Raw genomic sequence first — 15,917 nt, 5'->3', positions numbered from 1 at the left:
CTATTGTATTACAAAGGTATTCTCTACTTCCAAATCTCCAAACTCAATATCCTGACGCCATTCACCAGCCTCCACCAACTTCACGTATTGCCGTACAGCCGGTACCAATATACCCCAAGGCACAGAAGGAGCAATCGTCTGATTCTCATCCTGCTCACCCGTATATTCTTTCAATCCGAACTTCGCCTCTTCACCAATGACCTGCAAAAGTTTTATGCCGTGCAATGCCTCTACAGACGGATTTTCTTTGATACAACTTATCAGATCGCGTATGGAGAAACAGTACCCTAAAACAGGTTCTTTCTGCTCTTCGTTCCAAGGAGCAATGCATCTGCACAGATTCCGGTTAATGTCCGAAATAGCTTCGCCGGCTTGCTGTCCTTCCTTCAAGCTGACGCCACAAAAAACAGTCACTTCTTCATAAACCGGATTAATCGCATCAATCTTGGCAAATGGCGATGTATAAGGACGTAAAAAACTCTCTATCCTGCAAAGCAGCTGATCGGTGCACAAGGGCCAGTCTTTACTGATACGATTGCGTATGGCGACCAATGTAACCACAGTTGCACGATTCAGGGATTTCGCATCAATTCCCCGTAAGCACTTCACTTTTGCCAATCCAGGGAATTCCTGCAATACCAACTGTTCATATTCACAAGGTAAAAGAGGACGCTGACGATGTGCAATCCGTTCGCTCAAACGTGCTTTCATCTCTGTTTCCGATTCCTCAGCAGCAGTCGTATCAAGTAATCCGACTCTCTGGTAAGAGAGTAAACCTGGGACAGACTTCTCCGTTTCTTCTTCCGTTGTCCATGCCACCTCGGCTACATTCAAACTCACACTCCGCAACACCGAACAGTTACATACATTAGAGTGTATACCCGCACAAATCCAGAAAACTCCCTCCGTATCTGTCATCTCCAGAGAAATACTAAAAGGAAACTGAATGATGACTGCACCACTATGCATCAATCCCCCGGTATCATCCCGCAATACATACACAGGGTCCACTTTCACCCAACGGTAAGAATCCCTATAGTACCAGTCCACAGATGGCAAATACTCATGGTCGATCTCACGCCGCAACAGTTCCATTCCGATATACAACCGGATTATATTCTCACCTATCGCATCTGCTATGCCTATCAGGATATTGCCTTCATCGTCCGGTCCGTCCGCCAAAGTGATCGGATGGCTCATATCGGGGGTAGCATCTACAGTTCCGGACAACGGACGGATGTATGAAAATCTGATTTCCGAATGACATCCGACTGCAAATTGTACCTCTTCTTCCGCTATATAATTCAGTGATACGGCATCCATTTGCAAAGACAGCGGAGGTTCCGGCAAAGGACGTTTCTTACGGCGGCGATAACTGTTTTCCATCATCACTTCAGCAAAAAGCCGACGATATTCATGCATTCCGAATCCCATATCCGGAGCACTCAACACCAGACGATAGAAGCCGGAGCGAACCTCCCCGAGACGAAAACGGGTGATGTCGTCCAATGGAGGTAAAACCACCTCGGGAACTTCAAACACGATCTTCGTCTCTTCCTTCACCGCGTCTGCAGCTATAGGAACAGACGCTGATGAAGTACAAAACAGATAATGTTCTTCTATTCCGGACGTCTGTTTCCATTCCCGGTTATGCAAAAACTCTGTCCGGGCCCGAAACGAACGATTATTCAGCCCTTTATTATATTCCCGATAATGCTCCTCCAATCCGCCATTGCCCACCGGAAGATGTAGCCAGCGGAAATGCAGTTCTACATGCGTCACCAGTTTTAATGCCATTTCATAACAACCAAACGCCATCCATGCTCCTTTATCTCCCTGTATACCAAAGGGCGAAAAAGGCTGACGGGCATCGACCTGTCCCAGTTCATTATACAAACTGAACTCTCTGAGTCCGTTCACCTTCACATGTATCCTCACTGAACGCACTTCAAGCCTACGTGCCCACGAGTAAGGGAACAACCATGCCTCAGTATTCATCAGTAAGCTCAATGCCGGAGCACCTTCTCCTTTGTCCGGACATACGGGAGGGAAACTTTCATCCAAACGGAATGTCAACCGCAATCCGATTCCTTCCTGCCAGCGAAGATGGAAACGATCTACTTCCCGATCTCCCTCCGAAGTACTCACTTTGAGTAGAAATGAATCATTCAGAATCTTAAAGGCAGCTTCATCGGGATTGATTTCCTGAGCTTTAGCCACTTCATCAACCATCCCTACCCATCGTTGCTGAGACTCCCGGTTCAGTTCGAACCATACGGAAACCTCCCGCTCGCCCTCACTCAATAGTAACAGCATCGAATGGATACGGAGTCCGATAGGTTCCGGACGAGCCGTCCGGTCTTTCAAAGTAGACTGAAGTACCGAAGTTACATAGCCTAATGCCGCTTCCGGATAACGGTCTGACTTTTTCTCTACTCGGATTATACTTACTCCAGCTACTTTCATCCCCGTTACACACATATCGGATAGCAACTTATAGCCTGCTACTTTTTCATCTTTTCCTGCTTTGAAATATATATTGCGCTGAAGTAAAACAGAATTCACAGCAGGTGATTTTTCGAAAGAAAGCCAAGTGGAACAAGGTTTTCTTTTTCGGGCAATTCCTTTCAGAATCTCTTTCTGATAGAAGTCCTGCAATCGTTCCCAACGCAGATTGAACGATGAAACGATTCCGGCATAATTGTGCAGAAAAGCAACCAGTAAGGCAAGTGAAGGGTCCATCCTTCCGAAAGTACAGATTTCCGTCAAATACGTTTCCCTCCTGGATTGCAACCAGCGTACCACCCCTTGCAACAGCAGATGAAAACGACGCCGGACACTTTCATCTTCCGGCTGCTCTCCTACAGCAACCTGTACAGGACGGATGTGAAGGTCTATTTGTCCGCTGATATCTTTCAGCAGCCCCAAAGAAGGCCCTTCCAGACAAGCGTACTCCAACCTCTTTCTCCATTCCCGCAGAACATGATAGATTTGTCCCGCATCATCAAAGTCGTGAAAACGTACCATATCGAGCCATACCATTAATGGCTGCCAATGGTAATAAGACGAAAATTCCGAACCGCATAAGACATGAGCAAGGAGTACCGGAAACCGCTCTTCCAGTACCGGCAAAACAACCGAAGATTCAAAGCGCTCCAGGCGTTTTGCCCTACTCAACCCGTCTGTGTCAGAAATGTTCGTCATAATAATAAGGATAAACCAAATTACCGCGGGCATTTGTCAGGCGTATGGTGTATTCCAGTATAATACTCATTTTACCCACCCGTTCTTCACTTACGTCAAACTCCACGTCGGTCAACGTAATGCGCCTTTCAAAATGAAGTATCGCGTTTTCAATAGCTGCCCGTAGTTGAGTACGTGCAGTCAGATCCATATTGTGATAGACCATATTATGTACCTCCGAACCGAACTCAGGGCGCATCACCCTCTCTCCCAAACGTGTGGATAAGATAATGTGCAAACTCTGTCGGATATCTTCTTCATCCGACACCATCGCTGTCGGAGACACACCCGTATGGAAAACCGGTGGGAAAGCCCACCCTTTTCCCAGAAAAGAACGGTCCTTATCCGTATCCATAAAAGCTATCCTCCTATTTGGACAGTCGGGCAACCGGCAACAATCGAACCGCCATGGGCAGTCGTATCCCCCATACGGGCAGCAGGTTTTCCACATATCATTACAGTAGCCGATCCTTTGATAATCGAATCAGGAGGTCCTACACACACGCAACTATCACCCATTACGGCAGCAGGCAACTTACCTATCAGTACGGTAGGGGCACCGGGCCCTATAATTGGCCCGCCCACATGCGGAATAGGTGACGGCCATGCAGGAGTCTGCATGGGACAAGAGTGCATATCAGTTAATCTGGCAGCTGGAGGCATAATTTTATATTTTTAGTATGAAACAATCAATTAATCATCACCATAGCACCTTTGACAGTAGTCTGTCCGGAAGCTGAAAGTTCGGCAGAAGCAGAACCGGTAACTTTCAGGGAGGTCTGTGCTTTGGCAGTCACATTCATCCCTTCAATCGATACATCCTGTGTAGCTTTGACAGCAATTTTCCCCTTTGCATCCAATTGTATATTCCCTTTTGCCGACAGAACAATATCTTTTGCGGAAGTCAGTTTAATACCTTTATCGTCCATCATGCATTCATTCCTATTCTGATCTTTCACTTTGATTCCTTTGGCATCATCGCTTATCACAATCGAGTTCTTGCAAGGTGTGCTGATAGTTATCATTTTTTTCTCATCATCCAGTTCCACCGTCAGTTTCTCGGGAGTGATAATAGCACGCTTATAGTTCTTTTCATCTGCATTGTACGGAGGCGCCTGCTTGCTGCTATACATACAACCCAATATGACAGCCTGATTCGGATCGTTATTAATAAATCCCAGTACTACTTCATCGCCAACCGAAGGTACAAAGTAACTTCCCATCCCATTGGAAGCCGCAAATTGAGATAAACGTGCCCATACGGTATCCCGAGAGGAATTCAATAACGGCACTTCCACCTGAATACGGTAGTTTGAATCCGGATCATCAGTAAGTTTTGAAACCTTACCGATGTGCAGTCCTTCAATACCGGGAATCCATCCCGATGCCGGAGGAGCCATCACATCCGTACGTTGAGTGATGTTCATGGGCGAAATGCCCATCTCCACTTCCGTTATCCACGAACCATTTTGTACAGTGTGTGTCACCGATCCCACAAATATCTTCCCATTGAACCGTGCTCCCATGCCGGTCAGTTCGATGATACATCCCGGTGTAACAGATGCATTCCCCTGAAAAGAGAAGGTACCCCTGAAACGTGACAATCCCGTTTTCAACAATGTGGCATCCGCCCAGTTTTGCAGTACATCCTTTGCTGATAGCGCATCTGTCTGTAAAGTCACTCTATCCGTACCGGCAACAGAAAGAATATCTGCAGTCGAAAGATTTCCCTGCTTATTTAAAGAAGGAGTTGCCGCATTGGCAATAACTGCTTTCTGAGTAATCGGATCCCATCCCACGCTTTCTACTTTTGAAAATTGGTCTTCGACATACAGCTCACCGTCAAATGAAAGCAAGTCCGTGCCATACTCCACTTTCAGAACCGGAGCCTCCGACACTTTAGGTTTACCCACGGTTACTTTATTTCCGTCTGTTATCACAATCATACCACAAGCATCGGCCCGTGACAAGGCAAAATCCCAATCGGTGCAATAATATTGTACCAGTTGAGTATGTTCCACATTCGTACCATCCACATCAACCGACAACCCGCAATCGGAAAGAACCGTTATAATGGCATCACTGTCTTTCTTCTTCTCAAATACCCGATTCTTACGGGCTACGGTAGCCTTGACCGCTTCATTCTTACACTCTACAATTAATAATACGGCAGCCTCCGCTTCTCGTGGAATATAGATTCTTTGAGCCACGACTATACCTTCAAAAACCGAGTTATCCGTGCATTCATATCCCAACTCAATCTTTATTTTTTGACCGGGTTTGAAGTCGTCCGACTCACTTTCCGGCACATTCGATTTAGGCATATCCCCGGCATAAATCTTCAGTACAGCACTTCCTATCCGATTTACCTCACGACATACTTCTATATTTTTAAACTGATATTTATCACTTATTTTAGTCCCGTTACTATAAACGGTATATGTGACCAGTTTTCCGGCATTTTTACTTGGTGAATTATCATTCATAGATTTCTATTTACTCGTTAGTTAATGGTGGAAAAAACAACTGTGTTCCGGGTTCAATGTACCTGAAACCCGTAAGCCCATTGATGCGCGCCACCTCCGTACAATAGGCTGTATTATCATAAATCTTCCGACAAAGGTCAGGAAGTGTATCTCCGTCTTTTACAGTAACCACATGCGAGAGATCCGGAGAACTGTTCGACATCTGCAACCGGAAGGTTTTCACATCCGTATACCTTATCAACTTGAGTTGCACGGTTGCACGCAGCGGAGCACCATTCGGATCGAACATGGTATATTTGATATCCATCTGTTGCAACCGTCCCTGAAAGTTAAGTTCTCCCCAAATCACCTTAACAAACCCCGGCTGATGAACAGTCCCTATATATTGGTAAACGGTTTCGCTCAAATCATTAATCAGAGATTTCAGGCTTTTCCCAAATTTATCGTCTCCGAGCTTAGTCAATACTCCTGTAGTATCAAGCACAAATTCAAGTTCCAGTCCTTCTTGATTATAGCTTTTGAAAACAGGTCCTCCAATCCAGTTTTCAACGCAATACTTTATTTCTTTTTTAGACTCATAGTCCTTCGGATTAATCATCAACCTAAAGCGATGGCCACTCAAAGTATTGAACGTTCCGTCCTTATACCCGATAATTTCAAGTTTTTTAAGCCATCTGATATCCATTTTACCTGTCCTTTCTGATTTTTCCCGTTCTTATACTCCGGTTCTCCTGTCTCAATTCCTCGACCACTTCCCGCTTCATCTTCTCCATCCACTCCTTCGGGAAAGTCTCCTGTGGAGCCTTTTTAGACTCCACAGTAGTTCTTACAATTACTTCCTTAATAATAATAGGCATATCACAATACACGATTTACAGAATAATACACAAACTCAAGCGTCTCAATCGCTACATCATTTTTCTTTGAATCGAATGCACCAACCTCCCACTTCACCGGATAGGCATCCGTAATCAGCCACCCGCATGTAGGTTCACCGAAAGCTCCCAACAGAGTCACCATAATCTCACTGGTCAATACCGGAGTGGTATACTCCATTTGCATCGTCGCTGTTGTCCACATCGACAGGGCACTTAATCCCAATCGCTTCATAGGTCTTTTACATACCAAGTTTCCATGTTTCCGGTAGCCCGGTAGTTTCACTCTCGGCCCTCCACCCTCTTCTATTTCTATGGTTTCCAACTCCATGGTAAGTCCGGATACTTCAAGAAAAGCCATATCCGGAATGGGAAAAGGAGCCAGAAACTGTACATTGAAGTAGAATACAGTAGGAGGCGGTATGATATGATCTAATTCGAGCATTCAGCTTATCTTTATTATCCGTTTTCAATAGTTATTCCTTCGTGCGCTATATCTAACTGCTCGATAGCCGCCTCGTTGCCATCCGACTTCAGGCTGACACCGCTCACTTTGGTAGGCCACGCATTGGCAAGTTTCCATACCATTGTCGGATTTCCTTCCTCGTCCAGCAAACTGATCGTAACCGGTTCTCTTTGAATGGTATTCATCTTGATGGTATTGAACCAGTCGAATAGCTTGTTGTCCTGAGCGAAAACTCCTTTTTTCAGAGTGACATTGCTATATTTCTTGATGCCCGGCATCTTGATTGTAGAAAACTGCGGACTGTTTCCATGCCTGTACTCTATCACTTGTGCCTCAGCATCCATTCCCGAAACTTCTTTAAAGGCAATCTCACCCAAACTGCCAATCTCCACTTTGAAATAGAACACCGGCAACGGCCATACGCTATCTTGTTTTTCTCCTGCCATAATCTTTAGTATTAAATTATAAATAATCTGTTTATCTTATTTCGATAAAGGCTAAAGTGTTTTTCGGAAAGACTTAGACGTTTTCTGAAAAGACTTAAGAGTTTCAGTCCGAAGACTTAAACGTTTCACTCCGAAGACTTAAGTCTTTTTGTTGAGAAACACCTTGCCTCCTTCGCTAACTTTTTTGCATCTGCTGCTGGAATGTGATTTCGATAAACTCTGCCGGACGGACAATAGCTACCAGAACCGTCACGCGAAGAATACCCTCCAGCACATCTTCCGGAGTCATTGTGTCTCCCAAGCCGACATGTACGCTGAAAGCATCATCCGGAGTAGCTCCGGCCAGTCCTCCCCGCTTCCAGATACCGGTCAGGAAGTTTTGAATCATACTTTTCAGGTTTAACCAGGTAGACGCCACATTAGGCTCGAAAACATACGCCCGGCTTGCATTCTTCACCGACTCCTCAAGCATGATCATGGTACGGCGGACGTTAATATAACGCCAATCGAGCGAATTACCGTCCAATGTACGGGCACCCCATACCTTGATTCCTTCGCCCACAAACGTGCGTATGGCATTGATGGCTTTACCCGACAAAGGTACGTTCAGGTCTTCCTGTTCATCATGGGTGATATTCAAAGCCGGAGAGATTACTGTATTAACCGAGACATTGGCAGGTGCTTTCCACACTCCTCGTGTGTTGTCCACCATTGTATAAATGCCCGCCATTGCAGCCGAAGGCGCAAGCAAGTTAAGTACCCTTTTGAGTTCCTTTAGCACGGCTATGTAGATCGGACAAATCAACATCAGCGTTTTATGCAGCCCGTCTTGTTCCACGTCAGTCATCTCCGTACCCAGTTTATCAATCTGTTCTTTTATCAACTGCTTTTTCTCTTCCGGCTGTCTCTTCAATTCTTCTTCAAGCAATGCTTTCAGACTTTCAGCATCCAGGTTCAGGAAAGACAGGTCGCGATCCTGTACGACAGAAGTGTTAATCCAGGGATAATATGCGGCCCCGAAATCAAGGAAAGCACTGCCTATCTTTTCGCGGAATTCATTCACCACATCTCCTTTAGGATCCCGACGGTCCTTGTAGCCGTCGTATATATCCAGAATCGTGATACGATTGCGCATCTTGTATCCGCAATGGCTCAACATAGCAGTCTGCACACCGTAACATAATTCTTTGTCATTCAGATTGACGGCTTCGGGACACAGTACCATTGTCGGTTCCTGTTCTTTCAGTAACGTGTCGATACCTGCCTTGAACGCATCAGCGTCGAGGCTGTCGGCTGTATAATCACCTACGGAAACAATGTAGCAAGGTCCCCCGCCGTTTGCAAAGAACATCAACATATGGTAGTACAGAGTAAAAGGTACACTGGTACGCTTTGCCACCATTTTTTTAGTTCCGCAAACCATTGTCGGCATCTCACCGTCGGCCGCATCCTCCAAAGTAAACAAAGGAGTCGGTGCTCCTCCAAAAAAAGAGTGATATTCGGCCATCGAAGTGATACGGAAAGGTTTGTTCAACAACGAAACGTTACCATTCAAAGCCATTTCGGTATACCCGATAAAAGCAGGCACAGCCGTAGCCACTTCAACTGTCGAACTCGGAAATGCACTTTTCTCGACGATATATACGCCGGGTGTTTTCATTGGTCCCATAAGCATTTAATTTTTATATTAAGAAAATCAGTCTATTTCATATATACAATAATCGGCAAAGAATGTCCTTATAAGCGTCGCCCATAATATTTCCGGGAACCGGATAGGGCAATTGACGAAAGATCTCCCTTTTACCGGAAGGATAAATTTCCCACAGCCGCAAACGGTAATCCGGAAACTCTTTCATCTTCACCTTTTCTTTCGATCGGAAACGTATTACTTTCTTTCCCATAAAATCAGCCTCTACAGGACCGTCAAACAGAACCGTATTCTCCATATCCTCTATCATCAATTTCCGTTCTGTATTTTCATCACGAAGCAAAAACAAATATTCCACCTGTCTATTGAAAGAATTAAATACAAGTTCGGTTTCATAAGGCAATGACTGATCCCCGATCTTATCAAATAAAAAAACAAGTCGAAAACAAACCCCGGGATGTACCGGTACCAGAGCCCCATGAAGGGCATTCATCCTAATAGATTCCCTACCCTCCGACAGTTCCAGTTGTTCACATGCACCTGCTAAATTCCAGTTCCAATCCGTCACATACGATAACGATTTATCCTCCACACGAAAATCAATCACCACCCTGTCTTCCTCGGCCGGTTGTCCATGATCACCGTCCAACGAAAACAAAAGCCATCTGCCGTTGCCATCATAACGCCACATCATTCCCCGCCTAAGTAAAAGCCGCCGCGATTCGTCCGATAAAATCAACGATAGCCCTTTCTCCGGAAATATCTTATAATATTCATGCTTCAGCCAAAGACTCCAAATAATCTTTATCATTTTTTTACGGTCGACTTATTGTCCGTTATATCTGCTATCACCTGTTTCACTTCACGGCCATCAAATGTCAACCTCCTGATTTTACAGAAGATAGAAGGATAATATCGTCCACCAAACAGTGTCCATACATTACTTTGATCCTGAAGTGAAGGAGTTATCATTTCGATGGTATACTTTGTGTTTTCTACCATAAAAACAGGGTTAGACTGAAGAAAAGTAATTGCCAACGAGAGGACCGACAGAGATTCACGATATCTCTTTTCATTAAAAACAGCAGCTATGATCACATCCAGGTTAACATGTATGAGCGGATAAGACAAACCGGAAAACCTTCCTGAAGTTCCCACTTTTCCCATATTCATCCCTTGGGCAGTTTCACGCTCTACATTCAACAAAGAAATCTGTATTTTACATGGTTCTTCGTCTACTTGTGCTCCGATCGCTCCAACCTCTACCATGCCTTCCGGCCGATGGAAGTAAGTTTCCATGTATTGTTCCATTTGACCGGCATACATGGTCAATATCCGGTTTATCATAATTTCCTACATTTTAGTCAACAAACATGCTTTGCAACAATCTTCCGGAAAAACATTGTTACGCATTCCCAAATTAAAACATTATATTTTAATTATGCAAATAATTAATAAAGAAAAAACGCATGATTTTAAAATACTTAATTAAAAAGCGTCCGGTATCCCATTACAGGATAAGCGGACGCTTTTTATCACCTATGATGAACCGGATATCTTTCCGGCTCTATTAAGACAGAAAAGAGATCAGCACCCCTGCCGCTACAGCAGACCCGATCACTCCCGAGATATTGCTGGCCATGCAATATTGCAATACATGATTTTTAGAATCATATTTCAAGGCAATGTCATTGGCTACACGGCTGGCCATAGGAACGGCACTAAGTCCCGTAGCACCAATCAGCGGATTAATCTTTTTCTTCGTAAACAGGTTCACCAGTTTCACAAAGAAGATACCTCCTGCTATAGACAAGGCAAAAGCCAGGAATCCTCCTACCACAATGCCGATAGTCGTCCAATTCAGGAAGGCTTCACTCGTCATAGTGGCTCCTACCGACAAACCCAGAAAAATGGTTGCCGCATTCATTATACTATTTGAAGCCGCATCAAACAGACGGAAAGTATTGGCACCGATCTCTTTCACCAGGTTACCGAACATCAGCATACCGATCAAAGGCACTGCACTCGGTACAAAAAGGGCTACGACCGTAGTCACCACAATCGGGAAAACAATCTTCAGTACGCGGAGATTTTTGATTTCCGTTTTCGAAGGGTATTTCTTTTCCTGCTCTTTCATATTAATGCTCAGTTCCTTCTTGGTACACAAAAGCCGAACGACCAATGGTATGATAACCGGAACCAGTGCCATATAAGAATAGGCGGCAATGGCAATCGGTCCCAACAGATGAGGAGCCAACTTGATGGTGGTAAAGATAGCCGTAGGCCCGTCCGCACCACCGATAATTCCCAAAGAAGCCGCTTCACTGGGTGTAAATCCCATCAGGATAGCTACCAACAATACGGTGAAGATACCCAATTGGGCTGCAGCCCCGAAAATCGACAGACGCAGATTGCGAAGCATCGGCCCGAAGTCCGTCAATGCTCCCACTCCCATAAAAATGATCGGGGGAAGAAACCCTGTCTTTATAAGCATATAATATACAAAGTTCATCAGTCCCAATTCATGAGCAATATCATGGAGAGGCATCTCCCAGATATTCTTCATTACTCCGTTCACCAGGATCATGCCATTCTCGTCAGCCTGTATCACTCCCATCCCTCCACCGGGGAAGTTAGCCAGCAATACTCCAAAGGCAATCGGTACCAATAAAAGTGGCTCGTATTGTTTCTTTATACCCAGATACAAGAGAACGAAGGCAATGACATACATCACCAAAAACTGCGGTTCGGCAACAATATTGCTGAAAGCAGTCATATCATATAATTTTTCAAATATTCCGTTCATCATCCTATCTTCATTAATACGTCATCTTCAGAAACCGTATCGCCGGGATTTGCAGAAATAGCTGTTACCGTTCCACCAAATTCGGCACGGATGGCATTATAGGTTTTCATTGCTTCCACGTAGCAAAGCACATCACCTTCTTTTACCGCATCGCCTACTTTGAGTGGAGTCTCCTGCGCATTCTTCACCAGGAAGAATTTTCCTTCAAGCGGAGAAAGCACCTCTTTTCCCTCACCTGCAGCAGCAGACGGCTGTGAAGCCGGTGCAACAGGCAGTTCCGTATCTCCGTAAGCAACTGTCACCCGGTAAGCTTGCCCGTCTACCTGTACTGTAAGTGTTTTGGGTTTTGCCTCTTCAGCAGGCGCCTGTTCTTTCTCCGCCCTGCGTTTTGCCACATCGGCCAAGAAATCTTCTTTCGCTTTCCCGCTCTTATAAGCTTCATATTGAGCCGGATGCATCGCATATTCAAAGAGTTCTTCATCGTCCTCGCCTGTCTCCCACTTCTTTTCTTTCATCAGTTTGCGATATTTGTCAAGATCGTCCGGATAGTTATCCTGCGGATTTCCCTCAAAGAATTTCCTTCCTTCTCTCTCGGCTTTCTCTATTATCTCAGGAGCGAGCTTGCCCGGCAGGCGTCCGGCTTTACCCAGAATCATATCCCAAATATCATCAGCGATCATTCCCCAACGCTCTTTTCCTTTCTCCATCGCGATAACATTCATCATCGAGAGATTTTTCACATACTGGCTAAAGGGAGTTACCAAAGGAGGATATCCGACGCGGGGCCATACATAAGCCACTTCATTGAACAACTTGATCAGAAGCTGATCTTGTGTCATGAAAGGAAGATTGTGTTTTGCCTTATACTTATTAATGGATTCCAGATTCGTTTCCAAATCCGCCATCAGGCTTCCCATCATTCCGCCCGGAAGTCCCGGAGCTATCAATAATGAATTCATCAGCCGGTTTTTCGGACTGATATACAGCCCCAGAAAGTCGTCCATGAATTCCTGAATCAGGGCCCGCACCTTCATATAAGCCTCCATATTAATCTCAGGCACCCGGAATCCCGCATCCTTCAACATGGCCTGCACACTCAACAAATCGGCATGTCCCGTTCCCCATGACAACGGTTCCATTCCGACATCCACATAATCACACCCGGCTTCACAGACTTCCAAAATGCTGGCCATATTAAAGCCCGGTCCCGCATGACTGTGATATTGAATAGGGATATCGGGATGTGCAGCTTTGATATTTGCCACAATCTTGCCCAAAGAAACAGGGCGTCCGATACCTGCCATGTCTTTAATGCAAATCTCATCCGCCCCCAGTTTTATCAGTTCCAGTGCCATATTGGTGTAATATTCCACCGTATGGATCGGCGAATGGGTGATGCAGAGTGAACACTGCGAAATCATTCCCGCTTCTTTGGCATAAGTGATGGAAGGTGCAATGTTACGTACATCATTCAGCCCACAGAATGTACGGGTGATATCCGTCCCCTGTGCTTTCTTTACTTTATAAAACAACTTACGCACATCGGCCGGAACAGGGCTCATACGAAGCCCGTTAAGGGCACGATCCAACATATGGGTTTGTATTCCGGCTTCATGGAAGGGCTTCGTCCATGCACGCACAGATTTATTGGGGTTCTCACCAAACAATAGATTTACTTGTTCAAAACCACCGCCGTTTGTTTCTACCCGGGCAAAACATCCCATTTCAACAATAGCAGGTGCTACCTTCACTAACTGGTCTACCCGAGGCACATATTTACCGGCAGACTGCCACATGTCTCTAAAAACCAGACTAAATTTTACTTCTCTTTTCATTTCCGTTTTCGGTATTATTCTATAAGATTAATTTTCAGATTTTCTCGATTTTAGTCACTTTCCCTTTTCCTTGTGTCACTACATTGACAGCCGCTGTAATGGCTGCAACAATATTACCGGGAATAGGAGCTGATACTTTAGCTCCCTGTTTCACAAGAGGTTGTTCCTCAGGGGCATATTTATTAACTAAAGAGATGAGTAATTTTCCTAAATAGATCACAAGAAGGAGAATAGCAAAGACAGTTGCCATTCCGACTACCATCAGCAGAAGCGCTGTTTCCAGATTTTCCATATAAATTAAATTATTAGTAAACAATGTCGATTTGCAAAAAATCGTTCGAATTTAGCAATAATTTATTAATAAGTGAAAGACAAAAAACTTAAAAAACACAAAAGCGATCAGACGGCTCAAAATGTGTAATTACATTTTAAACCGCCTGATCGCTTTTATCTTAGCTCTATTTTTTTACTTTTGCACTATGGGTATCGGTGCAGCCGCAGACGAAATAAATCCTTTCAGACTCTTCAAATAATCGATAAAAGCCGTGGTTGTTTCAAGTTTCTGATTATTAAAATCTCCTATTTCATAACCTGAAAATAATTTGCTGTCATAACCGTCACCACCGGAAGTAATGAAAGCATCCAACACAACAATACATTTATCTTCATCACGGATTATCTTATTGGTACGGCAGTCGGTTATCGTTTCAATATTTCCTTTAGAATTCAAATGTAGTTTTAAATAGGACATTTGCAGAAAACCATTTTTATTTCTGCGTCCATCGTCCAACAACTGCTTCAATCGTTTACCCGTAAACCGATAAGCCACCACATTGCCACCGAATGGAAGCACATTACCGGCACGCAGCCTTGTGACCTTTCCGGCCGGAATACTGGCACGTAAGCCCCCGTAATGATTCACTCCAATCACAGGTAATTTTTTCAATTCATCCGCCACACATTCACTTTGCAAGAAACTCTGCACGTAGGCAGCAGTCACATAAGCTCCCACAGATGTATAGTCCCACTTATTGACGGTACGGTCATGGATCAAAGCATCCTTAGCATTAGTCAAACTATCCGACAATCCATATTCTTCCAGTACATTATTGACCAATGAATCAATATATGGATTCGAAACCTCACCGGTACGAATAGTATCGCCACCGATATAAGAAACCTTACAACTCCCTCCTTCTCTGACAACCTTGAAATCCAGTTTACCGACGTGTGTACCGTTGACTCCTGCCTGAATGATGGGAACATCGTTCACCTTACTAAGCACCACTTCATGGGAATGACCGGAAATGATAGCGTCCACTCCATTAAGATAAGGAAGTGACTTGGCATTCTCTTCTTCAATAATATCTTTATTTTTCATATTGGTACCAATGTGCATCAGAAGCACCACCAGATCCACCTTCCCCTCTTTCTTCAACCGGCAAGCCGTCTCGACACGGGCAACATATGTGGGATGTACAAAAGCCAATCCTCTGATATTTTCCGGACTCGTCTTATGGGCAGTTTCCGTTGTTGTCAATCCAACAAAAGCAACACGCACCATTCCTCCGTTTTTCATCTCCAGATTCACAATCCGGTAGGGTTTTGCCCACTCCAACGAATCCCCCCGTTCTGAAATGATATTGGCAGCTACAAAGTTCATATATACTTTGGCTGTATCCGTCAGATAAGGTAATCCCCAGTCAAATTCATGGTTACCTACCGCTGACATCTTGACATCCATCTCCCGAAACATTTCAGGCAACGGATTACCTCTTGTAATTCTTGAGAAATAACTCCCGCTGAAATTATCGCCGACCGAAAGCACTATTGTATTTTTGTTTTGTTCTTTCTGAGTCAAGATAGTTTGTACTAATTTCCCTGCCCCGGGCACTCCCTTATCACTGGCAAAGGCTCCATGGAAATCGTTAAACGATACCAAAGACAACGTATCCACCGATACGCATTCGTTTACCGATACTTCTGTTTGCAACTTATGTTCTTTTTTCTTCTTTGTTTTCAGAGGTGTCTGAGCCCATGTTCCTGCAAGAAGACAGAAAAGCAGTCCTAATGAAGCAGCTCTTTGAAAGTATAATTTTTCCATAGCAATTT

General features: G+C 44.5%; 15 protein-coding genes. All 15 read right to left on the bottom strand.

Translation table 11 applies throughout. The features are described 5' to 3' along the window. Entirely contained in the window at positions 1-3,204 is a 3,204-nt protein-coding gene (locus tag JZY04_RS06085; RefSeq protein WP_122141715.1) for a hypothetical protein, read from the bottom strand. Next, the gene (locus JZY04_RS06080) at positions 3,188-3,598 is read right to left on the bottom strand and encodes a GPW/gp25 family protein (RefSeq protein ID WP_122141716.1); all 411 of its coding nucleotides are present in this window, start codon (positions 3,596-3,598) and stop codon (positions 3,188-3,190) included. Before JZY04_RS06080 ends, JZY04_RS06085 begins: the two co-directional genes overlap by 17 nt. A 5-nt stretch (positions 3,599-3,603) precedes the next feature. Further along, complete coding sequence (locus JZY04_RS06075; protein WP_122141717.1) at positions 3,604-3,906, bottom strand: PAAR domain-containing protein; 303 nt, start codon at positions 3,904-3,906, stop codon at positions 3,604-3,606. Positions 3,907-3,932: 26 nt separating this feature from the next. Then, complete coding sequence (gene vgrG / locus JZY04_RS06070; protein ID WP_122141718.1) at positions 3,933-5,729, bottom strand: type VI secretion system tip protein VgrG; 1,797 nt, start codon at positions 5,727-5,729, stop codon at positions 3,933-3,935. Positions 5,730-5,739: 10 nt separating this feature from the next. Then, the gene (locus JZY04_RS06065) at positions 5,740-6,414 is read right to left on the bottom strand and encodes a hypothetical protein (protein WP_122141719.1); all 675 of its coding nucleotides are present in this window, start codon (positions 6,412-6,414) and stop codon (positions 5,740-5,742) included. 1 nt (position 6,415) lies between these two features. Next, positions 6,416-6,586, bottom strand: coding sequence for a DUF5908 family protein (locus JZY04_RS06060; protein WP_181996269.1), 171 nt, complete (start codon positions 6,584-6,586; stop codon positions 6,416-6,418). Between the two features lies 1 nt (position 6,587). Beyond that, positions 6,588-7,049, bottom strand: coding sequence for a phage tail protein (locus JZY04_RS06055; protein ID WP_122141720.1), 462 nt, complete (start codon positions 7,047-7,049; stop codon positions 6,588-6,590). Between the two features lie 14 nt (positions 7,050-7,063). Further along, positions 7,064-7,516: a phage tail protein gene (locus JZY04_RS06050; protein ID WP_122141721.1), complete on the bottom strand. Its 453-nt coding sequence runs from the start codon at positions 7,514-7,516 to the stop codon at positions 7,064-7,066. A gap of 175 nt (positions 7,517-7,691) precedes the next feature. Then, entirely contained in the window at positions 7,692-9,185 is a 1,494-nt protein-coding gene (locus tag JZY04_RS06045) for a phage tail sheath C-terminal domain-containing protein (RefSeq protein ID WP_122141722.1), read from the bottom strand. Positions 9,186-9,222: 37 nt separating this feature from the next. Next, entirely contained in the window at positions 9,223-9,975 is a 753-nt protein-coding gene (locus JZY04_RS06040; protein WP_122141723.1) for a hypothetical protein, read from the bottom strand. Then, complete coding sequence (locus JZY04_RS06035) at positions 9,972-10,511, bottom strand: DUF4255 domain-containing protein (RefSeq protein ID WP_122141724.1); 540 nt, start codon at positions 10,509-10,511, stop codon at positions 9,972-9,974. The genes JZY04_RS06040 and JZY04_RS06035 overlap by 4 nt, the downstream gene beginning before the upstream one ends. A gap of 223 nt (positions 10,512-10,734) precedes the next feature. Beyond that, a complete protein-coding gene (locus JZY04_RS06030; protein WP_005806889.1) occupies positions 10,735-11,970 on the bottom strand; it encodes a sodium ion-translocating decarboxylase subunit beta in 1,236 nt (411 codons plus the stop codon). Next, the gene (locus JZY04_RS06025; protein ID WP_032530457.1) at positions 11,970-13,805 is read right to left on the bottom strand and encodes a biotin/lipoyl-containing protein; all 1,836 of its coding nucleotides are present in this window, start codon (positions 13,803-13,805) and stop codon (positions 11,970-11,972) included. The genes JZY04_RS06030 and JZY04_RS06025 overlap by 1 nt, the downstream gene beginning before the upstream one ends. Before the next feature lie 34 nt (positions 13,806-13,839). Then, the gene (locus JZY04_RS06020) at positions 13,840-14,097 is read right to left on the bottom strand and encodes an OadG family protein (RefSeq protein WP_005820754.1); all 258 of its coding nucleotides are present in this window, start codon (positions 14,095-14,097) and stop codon (positions 13,840-13,842) included. Positions 14,098-14,271: 174 nt separating this feature from the next. Further along, positions 14,272-15,909, bottom strand: a complete 1,638-nt coding sequence (locus tag JZY04_RS06015; protein WP_122141725.1) for a bifunctional UDP-sugar hydrolase/5'-nucleotidase — start codon at positions 15,907-15,909, stop codon at positions 14,272-14,274. Positions 15,910-15,917: the final 8 nt, after the last annotated feature.

This window comes from Bacteroides sp. 11BF (assembly GCF_019633765.1).
In the GTDB taxonomy this organism is placed as follows: Bacteria; Bacteroidota; Bacteroidia; order Bacteroidales; family Bacteroidaceae; genus Bacteroides; species Bacteroides hominis.
The sequence above is the reverse complement of the archived record's forward strand: the minus strand, read 5'-3'. Positions and strand labels throughout refer to the sequence as shown.